This is a genomic window from Nonomuraea sp. NPDC003804 (assembly GCF_040610675.1).
GTDB lineage: Bacteria > Actinomycetota > Actinomycetes > Streptosporangiales > Streptosporangiaceae > Nonomuraea.
This window is the reverse complement of record NZ_JBEXMT010000010.1, coordinates 112,292-134,341: the sequence shown is the minus strand read 5'-3', so window position 1 is coordinate 134,341 and position 22,050 is coordinate 112,292. Positions and strand designations below refer to the sequence as shown.

Here is a 22,050-nt window from a genome sequence, read left to right as displayed (position 1 = left end):
AAGCCGGCGTCGCGTGAGAACCGTAGGGTTGCGCAGGCCCGCCGCGCCACCACACGTGGCCGTATGGCGTTCGGTCCGCGCCGGCGGAGGCACCAAGACCCCGACGTCCCGGCGCACGCCGGCACTCTCCAGCACCGCGTGAACGCACTCGAGGTGCAGAAGGCTGAGCAGGAAGCAGCAGACGACCGGTGGAAGGTACAGGGACTCGTACAGAAACGCAGAAGCCCTCCGCGATCCTGCGGAGGGCTTCTGCGCTGGAGCCGCCTTCGGGATTCGAACCCGAGACCCCTTCATTACGAGTGAAGTGCTCTGGCCGACTGAGCTAAGGCGGCGTGCCATACAACGTCATGAAGTCTACAGGAGCCCGCGGAGTCCTCGCGCCTTCCTTTTCACTCGATCGCGGGGCATCTCGTGTCCTCGCGCGGCGCCCGGCCGGTCAGCAGGTAGGCGTCGACCAGCCCGTCCACACACGTCGACCCGTTCAGGTAGGCGGTGTGCCCGTCGCCGTCGAAGCTCACCAGCACGCCGGACTCGAGCTGCCCGGCCAGCGCCCTGGCCCAGCCGTACGGCGTGGCGGGGTCGCGGGTGGTGCCCACCACGAGGATCGGCGGCGCGCCCGACGCCCGCAGCGGCCGGGCCGGCGTGGTCGGCGGAGCCGGCCAGAAGGCGCAGGGCAGCGAACTCCACATGATGAACGCCCCGAAGCCCGGCACCTTCCGCTCCGTCTCCTCCGCCGCCTTCGCGAACCCGGCGGTCGTGCGGGGGTAGGGGCTGTCGACGCAGTTGACGGCCATGTTGGCCTCGGTCTGGTTGGTGTACGTGCCGTCCTCCGCGCGTCCGACGAGTCGGTCGGCGCTCCGCAGCAGCAGGTCGCCGTCGCCGTTGGCCGCCGCGTGGAGCGCGTCGGACAGCAGCGGCCACGACCGCCGGTCATACAGCGGGGTCAGCGCGCCGAGCGTGGCCAGCGCCTCCGTGACCTGGCGCCCGCCGCCTCGCAGGGGCCTGCGGTCCGTACGGCGAAGCACCTCCGCGAGCTCGGCGACGGCACCGTCGACCGTACGGCTCCGCAGAAGGCAGTCGGGAGCGGCGACGCAGTCTTCGGCGTAGGCCCTGAAGGCGTCGGAGAAGCCCTTGGCCTGCCCTTCGTTCAGCCGCACCCGGGTGAGGGCGGGGTCGATGCCTCCGTCGAGCACGAGCGCCCGCACGCGACGGGGGAACAGGTCGGCGTAGTGGGCCCCTAAGGACGTCCCGTACGACTTGCCGAGATAGGTCAGCCGGTCGTCGCCGAGCGCGGCGCGCAGGATGTCGAGGTCGCGGGCGGCGTTCGTGGTGCCGAGGTGCGGGAGCAGGCGGGCCGAGGCGGCCTGGCAACCGCGGGCGAACTCCCGGGAGCCCTTCTCGAGCGCGGCCACCTCGGCGGTGGTGTCGGGGGTGGCGTCGAGGGCGAGGAAGGCGTCCAGCCGTTCGTCGCTCAGGCAGTCGACCGGCGACGACTCGCCGACGCCGCGCGGGTCGAAGCCGACCACGTCGAACCTGGCCCGCACCTCGGGGCTGACGACCAGCCGGGCGGCTCTGCCGTACTCGATGCCCGACCCTCCCGGGCCGCCGGGGTTGATGACGAGGGAGCCGAGGCGGTCACCGGTGGCGGGTAGCCTGATCACGCTGATGGACAGCCGGTCGGCGCCCGGGCGGGCGTAGTCGAGCGGTACGGCGAGCTCGGCGCACTGGAACCCGTCACCGCAGTCGCTCCAGGCAAGCTTCTGCCGGTAGAGGTCGGGAGACGGGGTGGTGGGCGCGCCGCACGCGGCGACCAGCAGGCTCACCACGAGACCGATGACGAACCCGCGCCGCCCCACCCCACGTCACCTCCGCGATCCGACTCCGGCACGAACGCCACCCGAGGCCGCCCTCCAGGAACGAGCCCGTGCCGTCAATCTCCAGAGCCCGCGCCGGCAACCGTCAGTCGCCCTCGCCGTACGTCGAGTCGTACGCCTTGCGCGGACCGCACACGCTGGCCTTCGAGCACGAGCACCGCCGCCCGCCGTCGTTCAGCCGCACCACCACCGAGTCGGACGGCACGTTGTGCCCCACCACGGTCCCCGGCCCCTCGGGGGTGTCCACAGCCGCCCCGACCCGCGGCGTGGACGCCCGGAACTCCTGGTACAAGGGATGCTCGTACTTCAGGCAGCACATCAACCGGCCGCACGCCCCGGCGATGCGGAGCGGGTTGACCGGCAGGTCCTGGTCCTTGGCCATCCGCACCGACACCGGCTCGAAGTCCTTCAGGAACGTCGCGCAGCACAGGTCGCGCCCGCAGGGGCCGATCCCGCCCTGCAGCCTCGCCTCGTCACGCGGCCCGATCTGCCGCAGCTCGACCCTGGCCCGGAGATTGCGGGCCAGGTCGCGCACCAGCGCCCGGAAGTCGACCCGATGCGGGGCCGAGAAGTAGACCGTGTAGACGTTCTCCTTGTCGAGGTAGTCGACACCCACCACCTTCATCGGCAGCGCGTGGCGTTTGATGAGCCGCTTGGAGACGCTGCGGGCCTCCGCGCGCCGCCGTTTGTTGGTCTCGTCGCGCGTCAGGTGCTCCTCGCCCGCCAGACCCTGGCACACCGGCAGGCCGTCGATGTCCTCGCTGGAGTACTGCGGTGCCCACACGCATTCGGCGACCTCCGGCCCCGCGTCGGTGGGAACCAGCACCTTGTCTCCCACCTTGGGGCTGTGCCCACCCGGATCGAGGTAGTAGAGCCTCCCGTAGCGGGTGAAGCTCACGGCCATGATCATTCCCATGGGCTCGCGCTCGCCTCCTGACGGCCTCGGACATCCATACCGGCCTTCATTCCCACCCTACGAGAGGCAGCACCGCTCAGGGGGCACGGCAACCGTCGAAGTCGACGCCCAAGAGTGTCGACACCAACGCCATCGATCTCGGCCGCCGCCTCGGTCACCCGCCGCGCTTCCCAGGGGTTGCCGGAGGAAACGCGCGTTCACGGCCGCCTGCCCGCCGCCGGAAGACGAGTCAGGGGCGGCGCAGCCCCAGCATCATCGCCTCGACCGCGATCTGCGGGTTGACGTTCGCGGCCAGCCGTTCCCTGCACTGCATGATCGCGTCGATCCGCCGCAGGCTCTCCTCCGGCGTCGACGCTCTGGCCAGCGCGTCGAGGTGGAAACGGAGGTCCTCGTTGGCCAGCTGTACCGGAGCACCCAGCTGTACGGCCAGCACGTCACGGTAGTACGACACGAGCTCGAGCAGCGCCACGTCCAGGGAGTCGCGTTTCACCCTGGTGGCCCGCGACTTCTGCCGGTCCTCCAGCTCCTTCAGCGCCCCGGCGCCGCCCCGCACCAGCCCCCTGTTGAGGCCCTTGCCCGAGGACCCCTCACCGTAGAGCTTCCTGAGCTCGGCGGTCTCGCTCTCGTTGAGCGCGGTGGTCGCCGCGGCCGCCTCCTCCTCGGCGGTCTTCACCAGGCGCTCGGCGGCCGTGATGCAGTCACCGACCCCGCTGAGCGAGCGGGGGATCGCCAGCACGGCCTCGCGGCGCTGCCGTACCCCGTCGTCGAGGGCGAGCGCCCGCGCACGGGACAGGTCGCCCTGCGCGGCCCGCGCGGCGAAGGCGGCCATCTCCCACGGCACGTTCTCGCGGGTGGCCAGCACGTGGGCCACGGCCTCGCCCGAGGGGGTGACCAGGCCGACGACCCTGCACCTGGACCTGATCGTGATGATCATGTCGTCGGGGGCGGGCGAGCACAGCAGCCACACCGTCCGCGGCGGCGGCTCCTCGATGGCCTTGAGCAGCGCGTTGGCCGCCGACTCGGTGACCCTGTCGGCGTTCTCGAAGAGGATCACGCGCCAGCGGCCCTGGGTCGGGGCGCCGGCGGCCCGCAGGATGAGCTCGCGGGTCTGCTTGACGCTGTAGGACAGACCCTCGGGCTTGACCGCCTCGAGGTCGGGGTGGGAGCCGATCAGCACCTGATGGCACTGCTCGCAGTGGCCGCACCCACCCGACGGGCACAGCAGCGCGGCGGCGAAGGCGCGCGCCGCGTCTTCGCGGCCGGACCCGGGCGGCCCGGTGAAGAGCCAGGCGTGCGTCATGCCGGCGCCGCGCCCGCCCCCCACCACCTCGGCGGCGGCGAGAGCGGCCCGCGAGAGAACGGCAGCAGCCTGCTCCTGGCCCACCAGGTCGTCGAAGACGCTCACCGGGACAAGGTTAGTCGCGGATGGCGGGCATCGTGCCGGTGATGTCTTCGGACTCGCTCGGCACCGGGTCGGGCAGGATGTCGCGCACCCGGTCCTGGACGGTCCTGCTGATCTCGTCGAGCGGCAGCGTGCCGTCGACCACGAGGTAGCGTTCGGGCGCCGCCGCGGCGAGCTTGCGGAACTCCTTGCGCACCCGCTCGTGGAAGTCCAGCGGCTCCGACTCGATGCGGTCGGCCGCGCCGCCCAGCCGGGTCAGCCCGATCGACGGCGGGGTGTCGATCAGCACCGTCAGGCGCGGCAGCAGCCCCTTGGTCGCCCAGGCGTTGACGTCGGCCACGTCGGCGGGGTCGAGCGACCGGCCCGCCCCCTGGTAGGCGAGCGAGGAGTCGACGTAACGGTCGGTGATCACCAACGCGCCTCGCTCCAGCGCGGGACCGATGACCTTCTCCACGTGTTCGGCGCGGTCGGCGGCGTAGAGCAGCGCCTCCGCCCTGGGCGACAGGCCCTTCTCCGCCGCGTCCAGCAGGATCGCGCGCAACCGCATACCTATCTTGGTCGAGCCGGGCTCTCTGGTCTGCACCACGTCGTACCCCTGGTCGCGCAGCCAGATCGCCAGCAGTCGCGACTGCGTGGTCTTGCCCGAACCCTCTCCGCCCTCGAAGGCGATGAACACCCCCGGCACTTCTTCCACATCCCCCGGTGTGTAGCGCTCGCCACGCAGCGCGGCGAGCAGGTCCTCCGAGAGTGACACACCCTTCCTGTCGTCCACCCGCCGCAACGCCAGGGCGCCGCCGACCATCACCAGGCCGCCCACGGCGAGCAGCGCCAGCACGGCACCTCCGGTGAGGCCCGCCGCGGGCGCGACCACGGCCGCCACCAGCAGCAGCGTCACCCTGGCGACCGGCTCCATGAAGGCGCCCCGCAGGACGTCCAGGCCGACCCGCCAGGCGACGCCCGCGCACAGGCCGAGCGCCACCGTGAGCATGACCACCACGGACCGGTCACCGACGAGCGCGATCACCCCCAGCGCCGCACCCACCGCGACGACCGAGACCCCCAGCAGGCGCAGCCGCGACAGCTGTGTCAGAACCCGAGAACCGAAGAACAGTCCGATCGCGACGCCCACGCCGAGCGCCCCGACCACCACCCCGTAGGCCACCGCGCCGGCCAGCACGCTGACACCGACGAGCGCGCCGCCCGCGGCCACCGTGGCCAGCAGCCCCGCGCGCACACCGCGCGCACGCCGGTCGGCGCCCACGGCCCGCCAGCCTTCGAGCACCGAAGGCGTCGCGACGGCGCCACCGCGCCTGGGCACCCCGCGCAGCGTGAACACCAGCGTGGCCGACACCAGGTAGGCGAGCGCGCTCCCGGCCACCATCCACTGCCCCGCCGCGGTCAGCACGGTGAACAGCAGCGCGGCGACCGGCGCCGTGCCGTACGTCACGAGGACGCCGAGCCTGGTCGCCTCCTCCAGCCGCTCCGTGGGCACCAGCGCGGGCACCGTGGTGTCGCTCGCGGCCCCCCGGAACAGGGCCGCGCACTCGACGAGGAAGGCAGCGGCCACCACCCACGTGTAGCTGCCGGCCAGCGGCACCGACGCCACCAGCGCGAGCCTGGCCAGGTCGGCGACGAGCATCGTCATGCGCCGGTCGAGCCGGACGCCGATCGGGCCCGCCAGCGGGCCGAGCAGCAGCGCGGCCAGCAGCTTGGCGAGGAACACCCCGCCGACGGCCGCCGCCTGCGACTGGTAGCCGTTCGCCGCGGTGACCTGCGCGGCCAGCACGGTCAACGCGAGAAGGGTGAGCCAGTCGCCCAGGCTGCTCGCGGACATGGCCATCCACAGCCTGCGGAAAGATGAGATGTCCAGCACATGCGCCGGTCTGCGGACGGTCATGGTGTCAGGGTATCCAGGGGGGTTGAGGTCGGGAGTCTGATATGCCCGGCTGTTCGTGGCCTGAGGGTAATACCTGTGGACTCCCCGCGCAGGCAAGTTCGGCCGGGCAGATCGCGCGGTGTCGGCCCACGCGCGCCCCGGCTCCCCGCGACCCCGTTCGCGCGCGCAGCCGCACGCCCAGGCGGCACCCGCCCACTGACGGTGAACGACGGAACCACGAACCGGGCACGGCACGCGCCATGCCCGGCTGAACCCGCTCTGCTGACCGGCTGCCGGATCACCCCGTCAGCTTACGATCGGTGACCGACAATTCACCGGTCACGATTTGGCGGCAGGCTTCTTCCTCGTCGTCGTCGTGGTCGTCTTCTTCTTGGCCGGAGCCTTCTTCGCCGCGGGCGCCCGCTCACGCCGCTCGGCCAGCAGCTCGGCGGCCCGCTCGATGGTGATGTCCTCGACCGTGTCGCCCTTGCGGAGCGAGGCGTTGGTCTCCCCGTCGGTGACGTAGGGCCCGAAACGCCCCTCCTTGACCACGACCGGCTTCTTGGAGTTGGGGTCCTCGCCCAGCTCGCGCAGCGGCGCGGCGGCAGCCGTACGGCGGCCGCGCTGCTTGGGCTGCGCGAACAGCTCCTTGGCCTGCTCGATCGTGATCGTGAGCAGCTCCTCCTCCGAGCCGATCGACCGCGAGTCGGTGCCCTTCTTGATGTAGGGACCGAACTTGCCGTTCTGCGCGGTGACCTCCTCGTCGTCGATCACGCCGACCACGCGCGGGATCGACAGCAGCCTGAGCGCGTCCTCCAGCGTGACCGTGTCCAACGACATCGACTTGAACAGCGAGCTCGTGCGCGGCTTGGGCGCGTCGGCCTTCCTGGTGCGCTTCTTGGCGTCGTCGTTGGCCTCGGGCAGGACCTCGGTCACGTACGGCCCGAAACGCCCGTCCTTGGCGACGATCATGTTGCCGGTCACCGGGTCCCTGCCCAGCTCGCGGTCGCCGGTCGGCCTGGCGAACAGCTCCTCGGCCTTCTCGGCGGTCAGCTCGTCGGGCGTCATGTCCTCGGGGATGTTGACGCGCACGCCCTCGCGGTCGAGGTAGGGGCCGTAGCGACCCACCCTGATCACGATGTCGCTGCCCTTGATCGGGAAGGAGCTGATCTCCTTGGCGTCGATCTCGCCGAGGTCGGTGACCATCTCCTTCAGGCCCTCGTCGCCCTCGTGGCCGAAGTAGAAGCGGCGCAGCTCGGGAACGCGCTCGGCCCGGTCGTTGGCGATGTCGTCGAGGACCTTCTCCATCTCGGCGGTGAAGTCGTAGTCGACGAGGTTGCCGAAGTGCTGCTCGAGCAGGTTCACCACGGCGAAGGCCAGGAAGGAGGGCACCAGCGCGGTGCCCTTCTTGAACACGTAGCCCCGGTCGAGGATCGTGCCGATGATCGACGCGTACGTCGAAGGACGGCCGATCTCCCGATCCTCCAGCTCCTTGACCAGCGACGCCTCGGTGTAGCGGGCCGGCGGCTTGGTGGAGTGACCCGACACGTCGAGCCTGGTCAGCCCGAGCGCGTCGCCCTCCGCCAGGTTCGGCAGCCGCTTCTCGGAGTCGTCACGGTCGGTCGACGGGTCGTCGGCGCTCTCGACGTAGGCCTTCAGGAAGCCGTGGAAGGTGATCGTCCGGCCCGTGGCGGTGAACTCCGCGCCGCCGCCCGCCACCTTCACCGTGACCGACTCGCCGACCGCGTCCTTCATCTGCGAGGCCACGGTCCGCTGCCAGATCAGCTCGTACAGGCGGAACATGTCACCGCTCAGCCCGGTCTCGCCGGGCGTGCGGAACTCCTCACCGGACGGGCGGATCGCCTCGTGCGCCTCCTGGGCGTTCTTCACCTTGCTGGCGTAGACGCGTGGCTTGTCGGGCACGTACGCCGAGCCGTACAGCTTGATGGCCTGCGACCTGGCGGCCGCGACCGCCGTCTCCGACAGCGTGATGCTGTCGGTACGCATGTAGGTGATGAAGCCGTTCTCGTACAGCCGCTGCGCCACCTGCATCGTGTACTTCGCGGAGAAGCCCAGCTTCCTGCTGGCCTCCTGCTGCAGCGTGGTCGTCCGGAACGGCGCGTACGGCTTGCGGGTGTACGGCTTGCGCTCCACCGACTCGACGGCGAACGACGCGGTGCGCAGCCGTCCGGCCAGCTCGGCGGCGGCCTGCTCGGACAGGTGGAGCACGCTGGCGTTCTTGAGCCGCCCGTCGGGCCCGAAGTCGCGGCCCTGCGCGACGCGCTTGCCGTCGACGCCGGTCAGGGTGGCGGTGAAGTCGCGCGGTGTCTCCTCCGGCTTGTTGGAGTCGAACAGCGCGGAAAGGTCCCAGTAGTGAGCGGCGGTGAACGCCATCCGGTCGCGCTCGCGCTCCACCACGAGCCGTGTCGCCACCGACTGCACGCGGCCCGCGGACAGGCGGGGCTTGACCTTCTTCCACAGCACCGGGCTGACCTCGTAGCCGTAGAGGCGGTCGAGGATGCGGCGCGTCTCCTGGGCGTCGACCAGCCGCAGGTTGAGGTCGCGCGGATTGGCGACGGCCTCCCGGATCGCCTGGGGCGTGATCTCGTGGAACACCATGCGGTGCACGGGCACCTTCGGCTTGAGCACCTCGCGCAGGTGCCACGCGATGGCCTCGCCCTCGCGGTCCTCGTCAGTGGCGAGGTAGAGCTCGTCGGCGTCCTTCAGGAGCTGCTTGAGCTTGCTGACCTGAGCCTTCTTGTCGGGGTTGACGACGTACAGCGGCTCGAAACCGTGGTCGACGTTGACGCCGAGGCGTGCCCAGGCCTCCCCCTTGAACTTCTCGGGGATGTCGTCCGCCTTCTCCGGCAGGTCACGGATATGGCCGATGCTGGATTCGACGATGTATCCGCGCCCCAGGTAGCCCGCGATCGTCTTCGCCTTGGCCGGCGACTCGACGATCACCAGGCGGTTTCCGCCGGCGCTGCCGTTGTTGGCTGGCACGCTGCTTCCTACCTCGCTGTTCGCTTGCGTATCCCCCTGCCGGGAGCGGGCACAGATCTGAAAGGTAACCCGTGCCGAGGGTTTTTCCTTCCCCGGGGGCCACCGTCTCACTCAAGGACGCAGAATAAGGCCGAGTGAGTGCCATCGCTCCCTAACTCACCCTGGAGACTAATCGCTGTGCTGGCCTACTCCTACATGGACGTCTATATCCCACGCGACACTTCGCGTGAAGCCGCACGTCAGCTGCTGACCGAACATGCTGAATACGGACAGTGGGAGCTCGCCAGAGTGCGGCTGCATCCCGATGGCAGCCGGCATGTGCGGCTCCGTCGCAAGGTTATCCGGGTCCGCAGCACGTTGTGACATGGCTTTGCCCGCCCTGGGGCCGCGCCCCCCAGAACGGGCAAAGCGTCTCGCCTTTGCCCGTTCCCGCTGGCACGGCCGGGCAAAGTGTCATGGGTCCCGCGAGGGGACGACGGGCCTGTGCCCGCCCCCGGTTTGGAGCGGGCAGACGATCCTTTGGTGTTCACCCGCCGGACGCGGGTGGTGCGATGGCTACTTCTTGCCGAAACGAATACGGCGGGTCGTCGCGAACAGCGTGGCGGAGACGGCGAACATGGCGCCCATGACCAGCGCCAGCAGCGCGTTGGAGGTCATCCCGGTGACGCCGGCCGGCTGAGCGGCGCTCATCAGACCGAGGTCGCCGACGGGCAGGGACTTGGCGGCGGAACCGACCGCCTCACCCACCGGGGTGGAGGCGACCAGCGAGCCGGCCGGACCGAGAGCCGAGCCGGGGTTGGTGCCGGCGGGAGCGCCCTGGCCCTGCTGCAGGGCGGGCACGGTGGGTACGGCGGGCATGGCGGGCGTGGCGGGCTGCCCCGGCAGGCCGGGCAGACCGGGCAGCGCGGGCAGGCCGAGCGTGCCGGTGAGGTCACCGACCACTGGCAGGGCGGGCAGACCCGAGCCGCTCATCTGCTGGGTGAGGTTGCCCACATCCTTCACGCCGGCCATGGCGGGTACGGCGGGCATGGCCGGCAGCAGGCCGCCGGCCTTCGCGCCGGCCATCCTGCCGCTGGTGCGCGTCCAGCCGAAGGCGCTGGGGCCGTCGCCGACCGGCCGGCCCACCCTGGCGCCGCCGAGGCACCCCGCCGCGGCGTCACCCAGGACGGCGACCGCGTTGCCGCAGACGTTGACCGGAGCGGTGATCGGCGCGATCACCTGGTTGCCCGCCAGGACGCCGGACCGGCCGGACGTGGTGTTGCCGCCCCCGCCGACGCCGTTGTGCGGGGAGACGGACGCGCCGCCCCTGCACTGGGCCTCGGACAGGCCCAGCGCCGCCACCGCGTTGCCGCAGGCGTTGATCGGAGCGGTGATCGGCGCGATCACCTGGTTGCCCGACAGCACGCCCGAGCGCCCGGAGGTGGTGTTGCCACCCGCGCCCCTGCCGCCGTTCTTCACCGACACCCCGCCCTTGCAGCCGGCGAAGGCCTGGCCGAGAACGGCGACCGCGTTGCCGCAGACGTTGACCGGAGCGGTGATCGGCGCGATCACCTGGTTGCCCGACAGCACGCCCGAGCGCCCCGAGGTGGTGTTGCCACCGGCGCCGCTGCCCGCGGCGGTGTTCTCGACCGAGCTGCCGCCCTTGCAACCAGCGGCGGCGTTGCCGACCGCGTTGCCACAGGCGGTGATGGGCAGGCTGATCGGGGCGATCACCTGGTTGCCGCTGCCGGCGCTGAAGCGCCCGTCGGTGTCGTTGCCCGAGGAGCCAGGACGGCCCGGCGTCCTGTGGTAGCCGTGGCCCGGCCTGCCCGGGCGGTTGGTGACGCTCGACCCGCCCTTGCAGCCGGCGAACGCCTGGCCGAACACCGCCACCGCGTTGCCGCAGATGTTGATCGGGCCGCTGATCGGCGCGATCACCTGGTTGCCGCCGAGCACGGAACTCCGGCCCGAGGTGGTGTTGCCCCCCGCGCCGCCCTTGCCGACGTTCTTCACCGAGGCGCCGCCCTTGCAGCCCGCGGTGGCGTCGCCGAAGATGGCCAGCGCGTTGCCGCAGGCGTTGATCGGCGCGTTGATCGGCGCGGTGACCTGGTTGCCGCCCAGGATGCTGTTGTCGCCGGAGGTCCTGTTGCCCCCCGCGCCGCCCTTGCCGACGTTCTTGACGGAGGCGCCGCCCTTGCAGCCCGCCTGGGAGCTGCCGAACAGCGACAGCGCGTTGCCACAGGCGTTGATCGGGGCGTTGATCGGCGCGTTGACCTGGTTGCCGCCGAGGATGCTGCTGTTGCCCGACGTCCTGTTCGGGATGCCGGTGTTCCCGACGTTCTCGACCGACGCCCCGCCCTGGGAGGTCGCGGTCGAGTCGCCGGCCGCGGCGATCGAGTTGCCGCTGATGTCGACGGGAAGCGAGATCGGCAGGTTGACCTGGTTGCCACCACCGATGGAGGAGTCTCCGGAGGTGTCGGCGGCGGCGGTGCCGCCACCGAAGGACATGACCGCCACCGCGAGCAGAGCCGCGGGAGTCGAAGCCTTGGCCCACGTACGCATGATGAATGCTCCTAGTGGTTCTGGGGGGATTACCTGACAGTTCGCGGGCAGCCGAGGCCGAGCGAGGTCGTGACGACGACCGCGCACAGCGGAGACCTCGGGAAGGTCGCGAACCAGATCTGACCGGTGAAAGCACACGCTCCGCGGAGGGGACTCGGCCCACGCTCCGGCTTCGAGCGGAATCAGTCAGGTGAGAACGAAGGGTCGTCCGCCGCTGTGCGGAAGACCGGGGGCAGCACGCACGCCAGCGGGGCGCGCTGAGCCGTCTCTCGCGGGTCGACACAGGACCGCGCGAGGTCCCCCATGCCCGGCCCGAACGGGCCGTTGCCACCGCTGTTGGGGGCCAAACCCTTGGCGCCCATGCTCTTGCCCGCGGTGGAAGGTGCGGGGAAGCCGGGCTTCGACTGGCTGGTCAGCCCGTCGACTTCAGCTCCGGCCATGGCCTCGGCGGTGTCCATCACCAAGGCGGTGCCGCCTGCCGTGGGGAATCCGGCGACGGCCTGAGGGGTGTCGGCTCCTGTCGCCGCGGTGGTATCCGCGGCAGCCGGAGTGATCTGCGCTGCCGACGTGACATCCGCGGCGGCCGGGGTGGTCTCCGCGGCTGCCGGAGTGGCGGTGAGCAGACCGAAGAGCGTGGCGAGCAGCCAACCGGCGGCCAGCAGGCCGCCCACCGTCAGCGCTCGTGCGATGACCGAGCAGGCGCCGGCCGCGAACCGCGCCATCCGGGCGGCCCGATCGGTGGTCACGCGCTCCTCTGAAACAGTCACGGGCACGCGCCGAGCAGGGAGGGCAAACGCCCTCCACTGCCGCACCGGCATGCGTGCCACGTGACCTCCCGAGCCAGAAACCGACCTCATCTGTGAGGCCGGTCCGTGGACTCACCCCTCAACGGTCCGTAACCGTAGCAGCACCCAAGGTGGTCGCAAGGGCTTTTCAGCAGAGTCCCAGGAATCGGTCAAGCACCCGCACCCCGAACCGGAGCGAATCGACCGGCACCCGCTCGTCCACCCCATGGAACATCCCGGAGAAGTCCAGGTCCGCCGGAAGGCGCAGCGGCGCGAAGCCGTACCCGGAGATGCCGAGCCGGCTGAAGGCCTTCAGGTCCGTGCCTCCCGACAGCGCGTACGGCACGGCCTTCGCGGCCGGGTCCTCCGCGACCAGCGCCTCGGCCATCGCCGACACCAGTCGTCCCTCGAAAGGGAACTCCAGCGCCACCTGGTGCTGGACGAACTCCCTCGACACGTTCGGCCCCAGCAGCTCGTCGATCGTGGCGAAGAACTCCTCCTCGAACCCGGGCAGGAACCGCCCGTCCACCACCGCCTCCGCGCTCTGCGGGATCACGTTGGCCTTGTAGCCGCCCTGGAACATCGTCGGGTTGGCGGTGTTACGGAGCACCGCGCCGATCATGCGCGCCATCGGGCCCAGCTTGTCGACGTCCTCCGGGCCGATCTCCAGCTCCTCCAGCAGCCGCTTCACGGTCGGCGTCAGCCGTACCGGCCACTCGTGGCGGCCGATGCGCGCCACGGCGTCGGCGAGCTCGGTGACGGCGTTGTCGCCGTTGAGCATCGAACCGTGACCCGCGCGGCCCTTGGCCGTCAGCCGCATCCAGGCCATGCCCTTCTCGGCGGCCTCGATGAGATACAGGCGCCGGTCGTCGCCCAGCGACACGCTGAACCCGCCGACCTCGCCGATCGCCTCCGTGACGCCCTCGAACAGCCCCGGATGGTTGTCCACCAGCCAGTTGGCACCGTAGGCGCCACCCGCCTCCTCGTCGGCGGTGAACATCAGCACCACGTCACGCGGCGGCCTGCGCCCCTCCCGCACCCGCTGCCTGGCCACGGCCAGGATCATCGCGTCCATGTTCTTCATGTCGACGGCGCCCCTGCCCCAGACGCACCCGTCGTCGATCTCCCCCGACAGCGGGTGGTGCCGCCAGTCGCCCGCGTCGAACGGCACGACGTCCAGATGCCCGTGGAGCAGCAGCGCGCCCCTGCCCGGGTCCTCCCCCTCGATCCGGGCGACCACGTTGGCCCTGCGGTCGTCGCTCTCGAGGATCAGCGCCTCCAGGCCCACCTCGGCGAGCTTCTCGGCCACGTACTCCGCGGCCTTCCTCTCACCCGGACCGGCGTTGTCGCCGGCGTTCCTCGAATCGATGCGGATCAGGTCGCGGCAGAGGTCGACGACCTCGTCCTCGCCGGTGCGCGCGGTCATGCGAACTCCTTCGATCAGGTCTCGAGGAAACACGGTATGACGCACCCCGCAGAGTTTGCTAACCTTACTGAGCCGACGCGGGATGACGGTCCCGCGTGCAGGCACCAAGTCCGGGTGGCGGAATAGGCAGACGCGCTAGCTTGAGGTGCTAGTGCCCTTTGCGGGGCATGGGGGTTCAAGTCCCCCCTCGGACACAGACCCGTACCCCATATGGTCCTGGTTGCTGGAGACAGCGACCAGGACTTTGTGTTGTGAGGGGTGGTAGACCAGCCTCAGGCCGAGGTCGGCATAGATCTTGGCCTTGCGGGTGGGGTCCGCTCTCCCGAGAACCTCGACGAGGCTCCCCAGCTCATCCAGGGACGCGGCCAGGTGGTCGCGATCGATGGTTCGAGACCCGGCGACGGGGAGACGCGTGAGCCTGTGTTGCAGCTCCGTCTTCCGGCCTTGCTCCTCACTCATCCAACTCGCGATGAGCACCGGGTCGGCGCCGGCCTCCAGGGCCGCGCGGTGGCGGGACAGCTTCCGGTCACATTCGGCCATCTGCCGTTTGATGACCTCGGTCTCGTGCAGTTCTGGGGACGGCGTGTCGTGGGCTGTGACCAGGAGGTCCAAGGTGCGGTCGATGTTCGACGGCGTGAACAGGCGCCCCAACCAGCGGTCGAGCTTGGGGGCTACGTCGATCTCGCGCAGGTAGACGTTGCGGGGGTGGGTCACGCGGTTGGCGAGCGCGTATTCCTCTGGGAACCTGCACCGGTAGTAGGGCATCTCGTTGGCCCAGTGGCCTTGCATCCTGCGGTCGCAGAGTCCGCAGATGAGGCGTCCACGGAGCTGGTACACGCGCTGAGCCCGCCTGACGGTCTTGTCGGTGTAGCGATCACCTCGACTGTGGAGCGTCTGCTGCGCCGCCTCGAAATCCTCGCGGCTCACGATCGGTGGATGCGCGGGTGCGTCCGACCAGATCCACTTGTCCTTGGGGTTCCAGCGGAGCTTGGGCATGTGCCCAAGGCCGACGTCGTCCACGTCGATCAGGACTTCGTCCTTCCGCTGCCTGTTCCAAACCTGGTAGCCGGTGTAACGAGGGTTGAGCAGGATGGCACGCACGGCGCCCTTGGACCAGGCGACCCCGGACCGGTGGCGGTTGCGCTTGGGGTCGTGAGCGGACGGACACAGGATGCCATCTCGCGTCAGCCTCTCGGCGATGGAGAAGAGGCCGTAGCCCGCGAGGAAGTCGGAGAAGATCCGAGCGACCACGACCGAGGCGATGGGGTCGAGTTCGAGCCGATGCAGCCGCCGGCCATCCGCAGCTTTCGCCGGGTTGGGATGCGGACCGGCGTCCACCAGGACGTAGCCATACGGCGGTCGCCCGCCAAGGAACCGGCCCTCCATCTGGGCTTGTGCGCCCATGGCGCTTCGCACGCGGACCTTGACCCGGTTGCGCTCCCCCTTGCTCATGCCGCCGAAGACGCTCATCACGAGGTCATGCGCCTCGTTGGCCGGGTCAATGGGGCCGCCCACTTCTGGGACCCACAAGGGCACCCCGAAGTGCTCGAAGATCGGAAAGGTCAGGCCGTACTGGTTGCCGTAGAAGGCACGATGCGGTTCTCCGATCACCACCGCCTCGAAGCCACGATCAGGATGCCGCAGTTCCGCCAGCAGCCTCGCCGCGTGGGGTCGACGCTGCCAGGGAATCGAGCGTGACTTGTCCACGTCGAAGAACTCGGCGACGACCACTCCCCCGCGCGGCTCGATGAGCGCACGAGAGCGGGTGAGCTGCCAGGCACGAGAAGAGGCCGGGTCCTGGTTGTCCTCTGTGGAAACACGGCCGTAGAAGCCGAAACGAATGGTGTCCATGTCTCTCCTCAGGCGGCATCGGCGCGGACGTCCTGGGCTTCCTGTTGGACCTCCAACAGGATCGCAAGGAGCTCAGCCGCAGCGCTCGCGTTCAGGGCGGGAGGCCCAGGGGGAAGAACGATCACTAGCTTCTGGTCTCGGTTCACGCGGCCACCGCCTCAGTTGCCGAAAGATCTTGGCCGGTGGCTTGGGCTTCCAGCTCGCTCAGGTGTGCGCGCCAGCGCTGCCGCTCATGGATGGATCTGAGGAGCCGGACAGTCAGGGACTCCACGTTGACGTCGCCGGCGGGGACGGGCCGCCAGACATAGCGGTGCGGGTCGGTGGGCCCGTCGGTCTGGCCGAGGGCTTCCAGAACCCAGGTGCGACGGTCTTGCTTGTGTTCGGTCAGGGTCTTGTTGCTCCACTTGCGGGAGACCAGGACGCGGCGACCGGCGTAGCCCAGGTGCTCAGGCTTGTGGGCCTTGCCCTGGCATCGGCCGGGAGTCATCCCTTCTCTGGCGCCCTTGGGCTGGACGCCGTAGCGCAGCCAATTGGGGCAGGCAGGCGAGCAAGGCTCGTAGCGGAGGGCGTCGATGAAGCGGGCGGCGTGCTCGCGCTGGGCCTGGCCGTCGAGGGCCTCATCGAGGCTCTTGGTGAGGTACTTGGACAGGTAGCGGATGCACTGGTCGGCATCCGGGGTGCCGGCGAGCACCCCCTTGACGTCGACCTGATCGCCGAAGCGGATCACGTGCGCCGGTTGGGCGTCCGGATCGATGTCGAGCCGGTCAAGGGCCTCGTCCCAGGTGGGCAGCACCTCACCGGTTGCCGGGTCGAGGTAGCCGACTTCCTCGTCCCAGACGGGCAGGTGTTCGCCGTCGAAGCGGACTTCGTCGATCTGGGGCCACCACACCTGGTGGTAGGTGGCGGCGACAATCTGCTTGATCTCGGCGCGCGAGAGGGTGCCCCGGATGGCCATGTGCAGGTGCGGCGCCAGCCGCTTCTGTGGTTCCACGGTGGCGAAGTACTGCGCGTCGTAGCCCGCCACGCGGCGCAGGTTCTGCACGAACCGGTCGATCAGTTTGGAGAAGTGCAGCGCGTCACGAGCGGCCCGCGAGTAGTCGTAGGCGTCTGGGTCGACGGGAACGCCGTCTCGGATCTTGCCGTAGGACGGGAGGGTGAGGGTGACGAACAACGACGGCCGATAGGTTGCGCCGTCCGTGCCCGTGAACACGCGGCCCAGGGTCGTACTGGCCATGGTGCGCTTGGGCAGGTCTGGGGCGTCCTGGCGGCGCCTGGTGGAACGGGAGCGCTTGGGAGTGACGCGGCCGAGGACGTTGCCGCGCATGCCCGCCTCGTTGATCTCCTCGTCCAGGCCGACGATGACCGCGTCCAGGTCGGTGGTGTCCTCGCCGAGGCGGTCGGCCTGGTCGCGCTGGGCTTGGATGTCGGCGCGGAACTCCACCAGCCAGCGTTGTTCCTCGCTGGCCGGGTCCGGAGCGATGGCGGGTTCCTCCTCCAGATGCCAACCTTCGCGGCACTGAGTCATCCGCAGGTGGCGGTTGCGGGTAGCACACGGCGGGCACTTGCTGTCGAGGGTGGCACCGCACGGAACATCGATGATCTCCCACTTGCCGGTGTAGGTGTCCAGCCGCTTGAGGGCAACAGGCCGGATGCACACGCCGTAGTGCTTGGCGACCTCTTCCACGACCTCGCGAGCGAGCGGCATGGCCAGCCGTACCGCGCGAGGCAGGGAGCGATCAGTCAAAGTTCACCTCCTTCGTCGGTGTGCGTGTGGGCGCGCTGGCCGCACTCGGAGCACTCCGCGAGCCCTGCCGCCAGGTCGAGCCAGAGCGTGTCTCGGCGCCGCAAGAGGCGCACCGGAGGCCCTCCAGGAGGAAACGGTGTCCCTTCACGCGGCCTCCCCGTACTCGGCGACCATGGCGCGGATGTCGGCATCGGAGACGTAGGCCGCCCGGACACGGACGGGTTCGGGTGAGGTTTCCAGCCGCATATAAGCCACCCCTGCGCCCAGCTCGGGGACGGGTGAGATGTGGTCGGCCAACGCTCCCCTGTCGCGGGCGCCGTCGCCGAGGACCATGTCCACCTGTTCGGACTCGTCGAGCCGGAGTGCGATCTTGTCGGGGAACAGGTTGCGGATGTTCATGACCTCCTTGCGCGGGTCCTGCAAGGCCGCCATCACGCCGACGCCGACCGATCGGCCCTGGGTGGCGAGGGTGGCCAGCGCGGCGGAGATGCGCTGCCGGAGCTGCTTGTCGGGTTGGTAGGCGGTCAGGAACGCGACCTCGTCGACGAGCACCAGGACGAACGGGTCCTCGATGGTCGGGGTGTGGTTGCGCTGCCGGCCGGCGAAGCGGGCCGCCCGTTTCTGCATGACGTCGACCGCGTCCTCTAACAGGTCGGCGCAGTCACCGGGATGGGCGGCGTAGCGGGTGAACAGCTCTCGGCCGAAGGACAGCTCCATCAGCTTCGGGTCGAGCGCCCAGATCTCCACCAGGCCCGCCCGCATGGCCGCCAGCAGCCCGCGGATGGTGTCCCACAGGAACGAGCCCTTGCCCGCCCCGGTGGCGCCCGCGATCAGGATATGCGTGCCGAGGATCTTCAGCCGTAACGGTTGGCCGTCCTCACGCTTGCCGATCTCGACCGGCCCGACCGTGGGTTCGCCGGGGATCGGGAGGGCGGGGATGGGAGCGGCCAGCGGGTCGTGGCGGGGGAAGGTCAGCAGCAGCCGCCCGCCCTTGATCAACGCCATCCGGCAGGAGGTGGCGCCGAAACCCTGGGCCAGGTTGTCGAGACGGTCGGTCCAGTCCTTGACCGCCTGCCCCTTCAGCATCCGCACCGTGACCAGGTCGGCCCAGCCGTCGCAGCGTACGCGTACCAGATAGGGCAGGTAATCGCGGCCGTTGATGCGCTTGGCCAGCCCGGAGACGAAGGTGACCGACTGCCAGTGACGGCGGTAGATCCAGACGAGCCGCCACCAGGCCAGCAGCCGCCGGCCGATCAGGTGGGTGAAGGAGCCGCGATCGACGAACGCCCACCCGGTTAGCGCCAGGGCGACGAGCCCGACGATGGAGGCGGCGAGCGGCCAGCCGTACAGGTGCCAGATGGCGCCCAGGCCGGCCGGGATGGCGACCGCGACCGGGTGCCGCCAGACGGTACGGACGAGCGCGACCAGGAAGCGCCACAGGTAGATCAGGATCGTCAGGATGGCGGGGGTCTTGAGCACGGCCGGTTGGAAGACGACGGCCGTGTCCGGCGTGGTGGTGACGAGGGTGCGCGCCTCATCGCCAGGAAGCCGCTTGAACATAAGCTTGGAACCTCTCGTGATGTGGAAGTCGTGGGAGAACCCAGGGGCCGCCGGAAGTTGCACCTTCCAGCGGCCCCGCCTTGCTGTCAGACCGCCGGGTCGGTGGCGCCCTTGGCCTGGGCTGTCTGTTCGGTGTGCAGGCGCTCGCAGTCAGCGAGATATGTGGCAGCGGCGTTGAAGATCTCGCGGGCAGTGGCCAGGTCGGCGTCAGAGACCGGCCCGGCGCCGGTGGTGGAGATGGACACGTCGGCCTCTGCGGTGGACAACTCCAGGTACGGCCGGGGCTTGGACAGCAGTCCGGCCCGGACCCGCAGGTCGGCCGTGTGAAAGGAGACCGACAGGCGCGGAGCTCTGTCGGGCTGCATCGACATGGTGACGTAGGTGTAGGGGCGAGGGCTGGTCATGCCGCCACCGCCCGACTGTCGGCCTGCCCGAAGCGGCGCTCCAGCGACAGGACGAACAGAGCGGCCTCGCGGGCGAGCTGGCGGGCGAACTTCAGGTCATCCACCGTGACCGGTCCGGCCGTGGTGATCAGGACGGAGGTGGCGCCGAAGTCGAGCGCCAGGACGGGCGGGTGCAGGGCGTAGGGGTGGCGCAGGGTGCGCGCGGCCTGGCCGGTGGTCAGGCGGATCACGCTGGTTCGAGGGGTACGTCGTCGGGTCATCAGGCGACGTCCTTTCCGGCCTGGGCCTTGCCGGCGGCAGGGTTCGGTGCCGTGTGGCGGGGGGCGTGCATCTCGCGGACCTTGATCGAGTAGGCCAGACGGCCGTTGCCGTTGACGTACGGCGTGACCGACAGCCCGTCGAACTCGACGGGGGTGAACGGCAGGCCCGGCATCGGCGCGGGCGGCACCGGCTGCACAGGGCTGAGGATCTTGACCGCCACGGTCTTCTGGGCGGCCTTGACGGTCGGGTCACCGTCCATGACCGCGACCTGCCAGACCAGCTCACTGGTCAGCTTGTCGCGGGCCTGCACAAACCTGCCGTTGGTCGAGGCGTCGAAATCCTTGACTGGCTCGACGTCGCCGACGATGTAGCAGCCATGCGGGAAGACCATGGAGTAGGTGACGGGGATGGGGCCTTGGAGAGCCATGTGATGCCCTTCTTCAAGATGACTCGATGTTGAGTCGTCCACTTGTCCGATTAAGTTGAGAGTACGTCGAGCAACTCGTCCGCACAAGTGGTCGACTCGGATGCGGCGGTAAGACTTAGCTCACCTGGTAGACATCCTCAAGCTCGTGAACCGTGCCGGGGAGGGCGATGCCCGCCACGAGAAGCACCGCCCCTGCAGGGTCATGAACGGTAGCCAGCACGCCAAGAACGGGGTCGGTCGACCCCAGCACCCGAGCCTCGTCCTTCGTCGGCACCCGTGCCGTGACCCGCTCGGTCACGTGATCGAACCTGACGTGCTTGACGGCCTGGAGGTGATGCCGGATGCCACGCCGAAGCGGTTGCGGCTTGTCGAGATCCGTACCAAGTGCGATCTCGAGCGGGAACCAGAACGTCTCCACCGCTGTCACCAAGTCGCCCTGACGTGTCACACGCTGGCGTGCGATGACGGGGGTTCGCTCCTCGACGCCCAGGAGTCGAGCGACGTGAAGCGGAGCGGGAACGCGATCGACGCCCAAGACGCTGTCCGCCTCTTCCGCCTCCTCCATCGAGGCGAGGCCAGGCCGGACCCGATCAGCCGGAGCATCGGGACGGCCCTTCACAAACGAGCCTCGCCCGTGCTCGCGTCCGATCCATCCCTGCATCGCCAACGTCTGAAGAGCCCGCACCACCGTCGTACGGCCGACGCCGAACTCCCTGACAAGCTGAGACTCCGAGGGAAGCATCTCGCCGGCCGCATACTCGCCACTGTCGATGCGCTCCTGAATGGCGGTCATCACCTGGGCGTACTTCGGAGGCGCGAACTCCATGCTCATCTCAACCGCCTGTTCGGACTTCCACTTGTCTGCATAAGTACAGTAGCGGCTGAGCGTCGCCCTGTCAGGACGCCTTGAAGCTACGGACAGCTATCTCAAACTGCCGCACAGGAGTTCACGCCACCGCTCCTGCCCTTCCCGTGTACGCCAGGCGTCGCTGTATGCCGTCTCCTGGCCGGGAACAGATCGGCGGATGAAAAGCAGGCCGCCGGCCGCGCACAACTCGTAGAAGATCGTGCGATGCTCACAGCAGGTCCAGTCGATGACGCGCAACGTGTCGAAACGCTGGGCCGTGTACCAGGTGAGTGTTCGATGGCCGGACTGCAACGGCGGCAGGTGAACGGCAGGACAGCCCTTTCGCCTCACGGCTGGACGTCCCGAACGAGTTCGGCCAAGGCGTCCGACAGCCCTTGCTCCCGCAGTTCGTTGTAGCGGAGGAGGACCCTGCGCGCCGCCCTGTCCGGCTCATTCGCCGGATGCCAGGCGTAGATCACGCGACGTCGTTCGGCGTTCCATCCCGTTCGCCACCAGTAGCGGTAACCGTCGCACCAGACGACGAGGCCGACCCAAACCGATACGAGTGCCAGGCCGTACCCGTCATGGACGTCCGCCGCTACGCCATGGCCCGAAAGAGCCCTGCTGAAGATCTCGGCGCTGGCACGGGGACGGACCGGCCACATACGTGGCGCGTTCATGCGGTCACCCGCTCGAAGCGCACCGAGCCCGCCGCGTCGAGGAAGGCGCGGAAGATGATCCGGGAGGAGTGGTCATCCGCGACCGCGCCCACGTCGTACACCTGGTGCCTGATCTGTCCCCAGGCATTTGCGGGAAGGTCGCGCATCGCCGTACGCAGGGCATCCATCGCCGTCGCCTGGAAGGGGCTCGTGCCGCTGGCCTCCAGCGCCTCGCCGCCCTTCGCGCCGACGAAGACCTCCCACTCGAAGCGTTCGGCGGGAACGCCGGCACCTTCGCAGTAAAGGCAGTCCTGGCGAACAGAGGTGGCCAAGCCCAAACGCGACGCCGCGACATGACCGCGCCGAGTCGCGATCTTCCAGCCGCGCCCGTTGCATTCGCTGCATCTAACTGGCTCTGTCATGCCGCACAGCATGAATATCGCTGCGGCTCTTACCTATCCCACGGAGATATCC

The 22,050-nt window shown here is 69.6% G+C and carries 17 protein-coding genes, 2 tRNA genes and 1 pseudogene; 2 read left to right on the top strand and 18 right to left on the bottom strand.

Annotation, left to right across the window (positions count from 1 at the left end; genetic code table 11):
• Window positions 1-255: 255 nt before the first annotated feature.
• The 6 genes from ABZX22_RS16245 to topA form a co-directional block, all read right to left on the bottom strand.
• Window positions 256-332: transfer RNA gene (locus ABZX22_RS16245), tRNA-Thr, on the bottom strand.
• A gap of 57 nt (window positions 333-389) precedes the next feature.
• On the bottom strand, window positions 390-1,856 hold the full coding sequence (locus ABZX22_RS16240; protein WP_354909243.1) for an alpha/beta hydrolase: 1,467 nt from the start codon (window positions 1,854-1,856) through the stop codon (window positions 390-392).
• Window positions 1,857-1,959: 103 nt separating this feature from the next.
• Window positions 1,960-2,784, bottom strand: coding sequence for a regulatory iron-sulfur-containing complex subunit RicT (gene ricT / locus ABZX22_RS16235; RefSeq protein ID WP_354909524.1), 825 nt, complete (start codon window positions 2,782-2,784; stop codon window positions 1,960-1,962).
• 235 nt (window positions 2,785-3,019) lie between these two features.
• Complete coding sequence (locus ABZX22_RS16230; RefSeq protein WP_354909241.1) at window positions 3,020-4,195, bottom strand: DNA polymerase III subunit delta'; 1,176 nt, start codon at window positions 4,193-4,195, stop codon at window positions 3,020-3,022.
• A gap of 10 nt (window positions 4,196-4,205) precedes the next feature.
• Window positions 4,206-6,089 (bottom strand): dTMP kinase, encoded by a 1,884-nt coding sequence (gene tmk / locus ABZX22_RS16225; RefSeq protein WP_354909239.1) that lies wholly within the window; start codon window positions 6,087-6,089, stop codon window positions 4,206-4,208.
• A gap of 318 nt (window positions 6,090-6,407) precedes the next feature.
• Window positions 6,408-9,071: a type I DNA topoisomerase gene (gene topA / locus ABZX22_RS16220; RefSeq protein ID WP_354909237.1), complete on the bottom strand. Its 2,664-nt coding sequence runs from the start codon at window positions 9,069-9,071 to the stop codon at window positions 6,408-6,410.
• A 177-nt stretch (window positions 9,072-9,248) separates the two neighbouring features.
• Here topA and ABZX22_RS16215 point away from each other — a divergent pair, with 177 nt between their 5' ends.
• On the top strand, window positions 9,249-9,434 hold the full coding sequence (locus ABZX22_RS16215; RefSeq protein ID WP_354909235.1) for a DUF5703 family protein: 186 nt from the start codon (window positions 9,249-9,251) through the stop codon (window positions 9,432-9,434).
• Window positions 9,435-9,626: 192 nt separating this feature from the next.
• Here ABZX22_RS16215 and ABZX22_RS16210 read toward each other — a convergent pair whose 3' ends face one another.
• The 3 genes from ABZX22_RS16210 to ABZX22_RS16200 all read right to left on the bottom strand — a co-directional run bounded on the left by ABZX22_RS16210 (window position 9,627) and on the right by ABZX22_RS16200 (window position 13,823).
• The gene (locus ABZX22_RS16210) at window positions 9,627-11,612 is read right to left on the bottom strand and encodes a chaplin family protein (RefSeq protein WP_354909232.1); all 1,986 of its coding nucleotides are present in this window, start codon (window positions 11,610-11,612) and stop codon (window positions 9,627-9,629) included.
• A 182-nt stretch (window positions 11,613-11,794) separates the two neighbouring features.
• Window positions 11,795-12,358 carry a hypothetical protein gene (locus ABZX22_RS16205; protein WP_354909231.1) on the bottom strand — a complete coding sequence of 188 codons (564 nt, stop codon included), beginning with the start codon at window positions 12,356-12,358 and terminating at the stop codon, window positions 11,795-11,797.
• Between the two features lie 187 nt (window positions 12,359-12,545).
• Entirely contained in the window at window positions 12,546-13,823 is a 1,278-nt protein-coding gene (locus ABZX22_RS16200) for a M20/M25/M40 family metallo-hydrolase (protein WP_354909229.1), read from the bottom strand.
• A gap of 108 nt (window positions 13,824-13,931) precedes the next feature.
• On the opposite strand from ABZX22_RS16200, the gene ABZX22_RS16195 reads away from it, so the two are divergent.
• Window positions 13,932-14,017: transfer RNA gene (locus tag ABZX22_RS16195), tRNA-Leu, on the top strand.
• Between the two features lie 577 nt (window positions 14,018-14,594).
• Here ABZX22_RS16195 and ABZX22_RS16190 read toward each other — a convergent pair.
• The 9 genes and pseudogenes from ABZX22_RS16190 to ABZX22_RS16150 all read right to left on the bottom strand — a co-directional run.
• A pseudogene (locus ABZX22_RS16190) lies at window positions 14,595-15,674 on the bottom strand (recombinase family protein); the annotation flags it as partial.
• A gap of 142 nt (window positions 15,675-15,816) precedes the next feature.
• Window positions 15,817-17,379, bottom strand: a complete 1,563-nt coding sequence (locus tag ABZX22_RS16185; protein ID WP_354909522.1) for a replication initiator — start codon at window positions 17,377-17,379, stop codon at window positions 15,817-15,819.
• A 183-nt stretch (window positions 17,380-17,562) separates the two neighbouring features.
• The gene (locus ABZX22_RS16180; RefSeq protein WP_354909228.1) at window positions 17,563-18,978 is read right to left on the bottom strand and encodes an FtsK/SpoIIIE domain-containing protein; all 1,416 of its coding nucleotides are present in this window, start codon (window positions 18,976-18,978) and stop codon (window positions 17,563-17,565) included.
• A gap of 86 nt (window positions 18,979-19,064) precedes the next feature.
• Window positions 19,065-19,382, bottom strand: coding sequence for a hypothetical protein (locus ABZX22_RS16175; protein ID WP_354909227.1), 318 nt, complete (start codon window positions 19,380-19,382; stop codon window positions 19,065-19,067).
• Window positions 19,379-19,642: a hypothetical protein gene (locus ABZX22_RS16170; RefSeq protein WP_354909226.1), complete on the bottom strand. Its 264-nt coding sequence runs from the start codon at window positions 19,640-19,642 to the stop codon at window positions 19,379-19,381. Before ABZX22_RS16170 ends, ABZX22_RS16175 begins: the two co-directional genes overlap by 4 nt.
• Window positions 19,642-20,070, bottom strand: coding sequence for a plasmid replication, integration and excision activator (locus ABZX22_RS16165; RefSeq protein ID WP_354909224.1), 429 nt, complete (start codon window positions 20,068-20,070; stop codon window positions 19,642-19,644). The genes ABZX22_RS16170 and ABZX22_RS16165 overlap by 1 nt, the downstream gene beginning before the upstream one ends.
• 115 nt (window positions 20,071-20,185) lie before the next feature.
• The gene (locus ABZX22_RS16160; RefSeq protein WP_354909223.1) at window positions 20,186-20,902 is read right to left on the bottom strand and encodes a GntR family transcriptional regulator; all 717 of its coding nucleotides are present in this window, start codon (window positions 20,900-20,902) and stop codon (window positions 20,186-20,188) included.
• Window positions 20,903-21,264: 362 nt separating this feature from the next.
• The gene (locus ABZX22_RS16155; RefSeq protein ID WP_354909220.1) at window positions 21,265-21,597 is read right to left on the bottom strand and encodes a hypothetical protein; all 333 of its coding nucleotides are present in this window, start codon (window positions 21,595-21,597) and stop codon (window positions 21,265-21,267) included.
• Window positions 21,594-21,998: a hypothetical protein gene (locus tag ABZX22_RS16150; protein WP_354909217.1), complete on the bottom strand. Its 405-nt coding sequence runs from the start codon at window positions 21,996-21,998 to the stop codon at window positions 21,594-21,596. The genes ABZX22_RS16155 and ABZX22_RS16150 overlap by 4 nt, the downstream gene beginning before the upstream one ends.
• Window positions 21,999-22,050 lie beyond the last annotated feature (52 nt).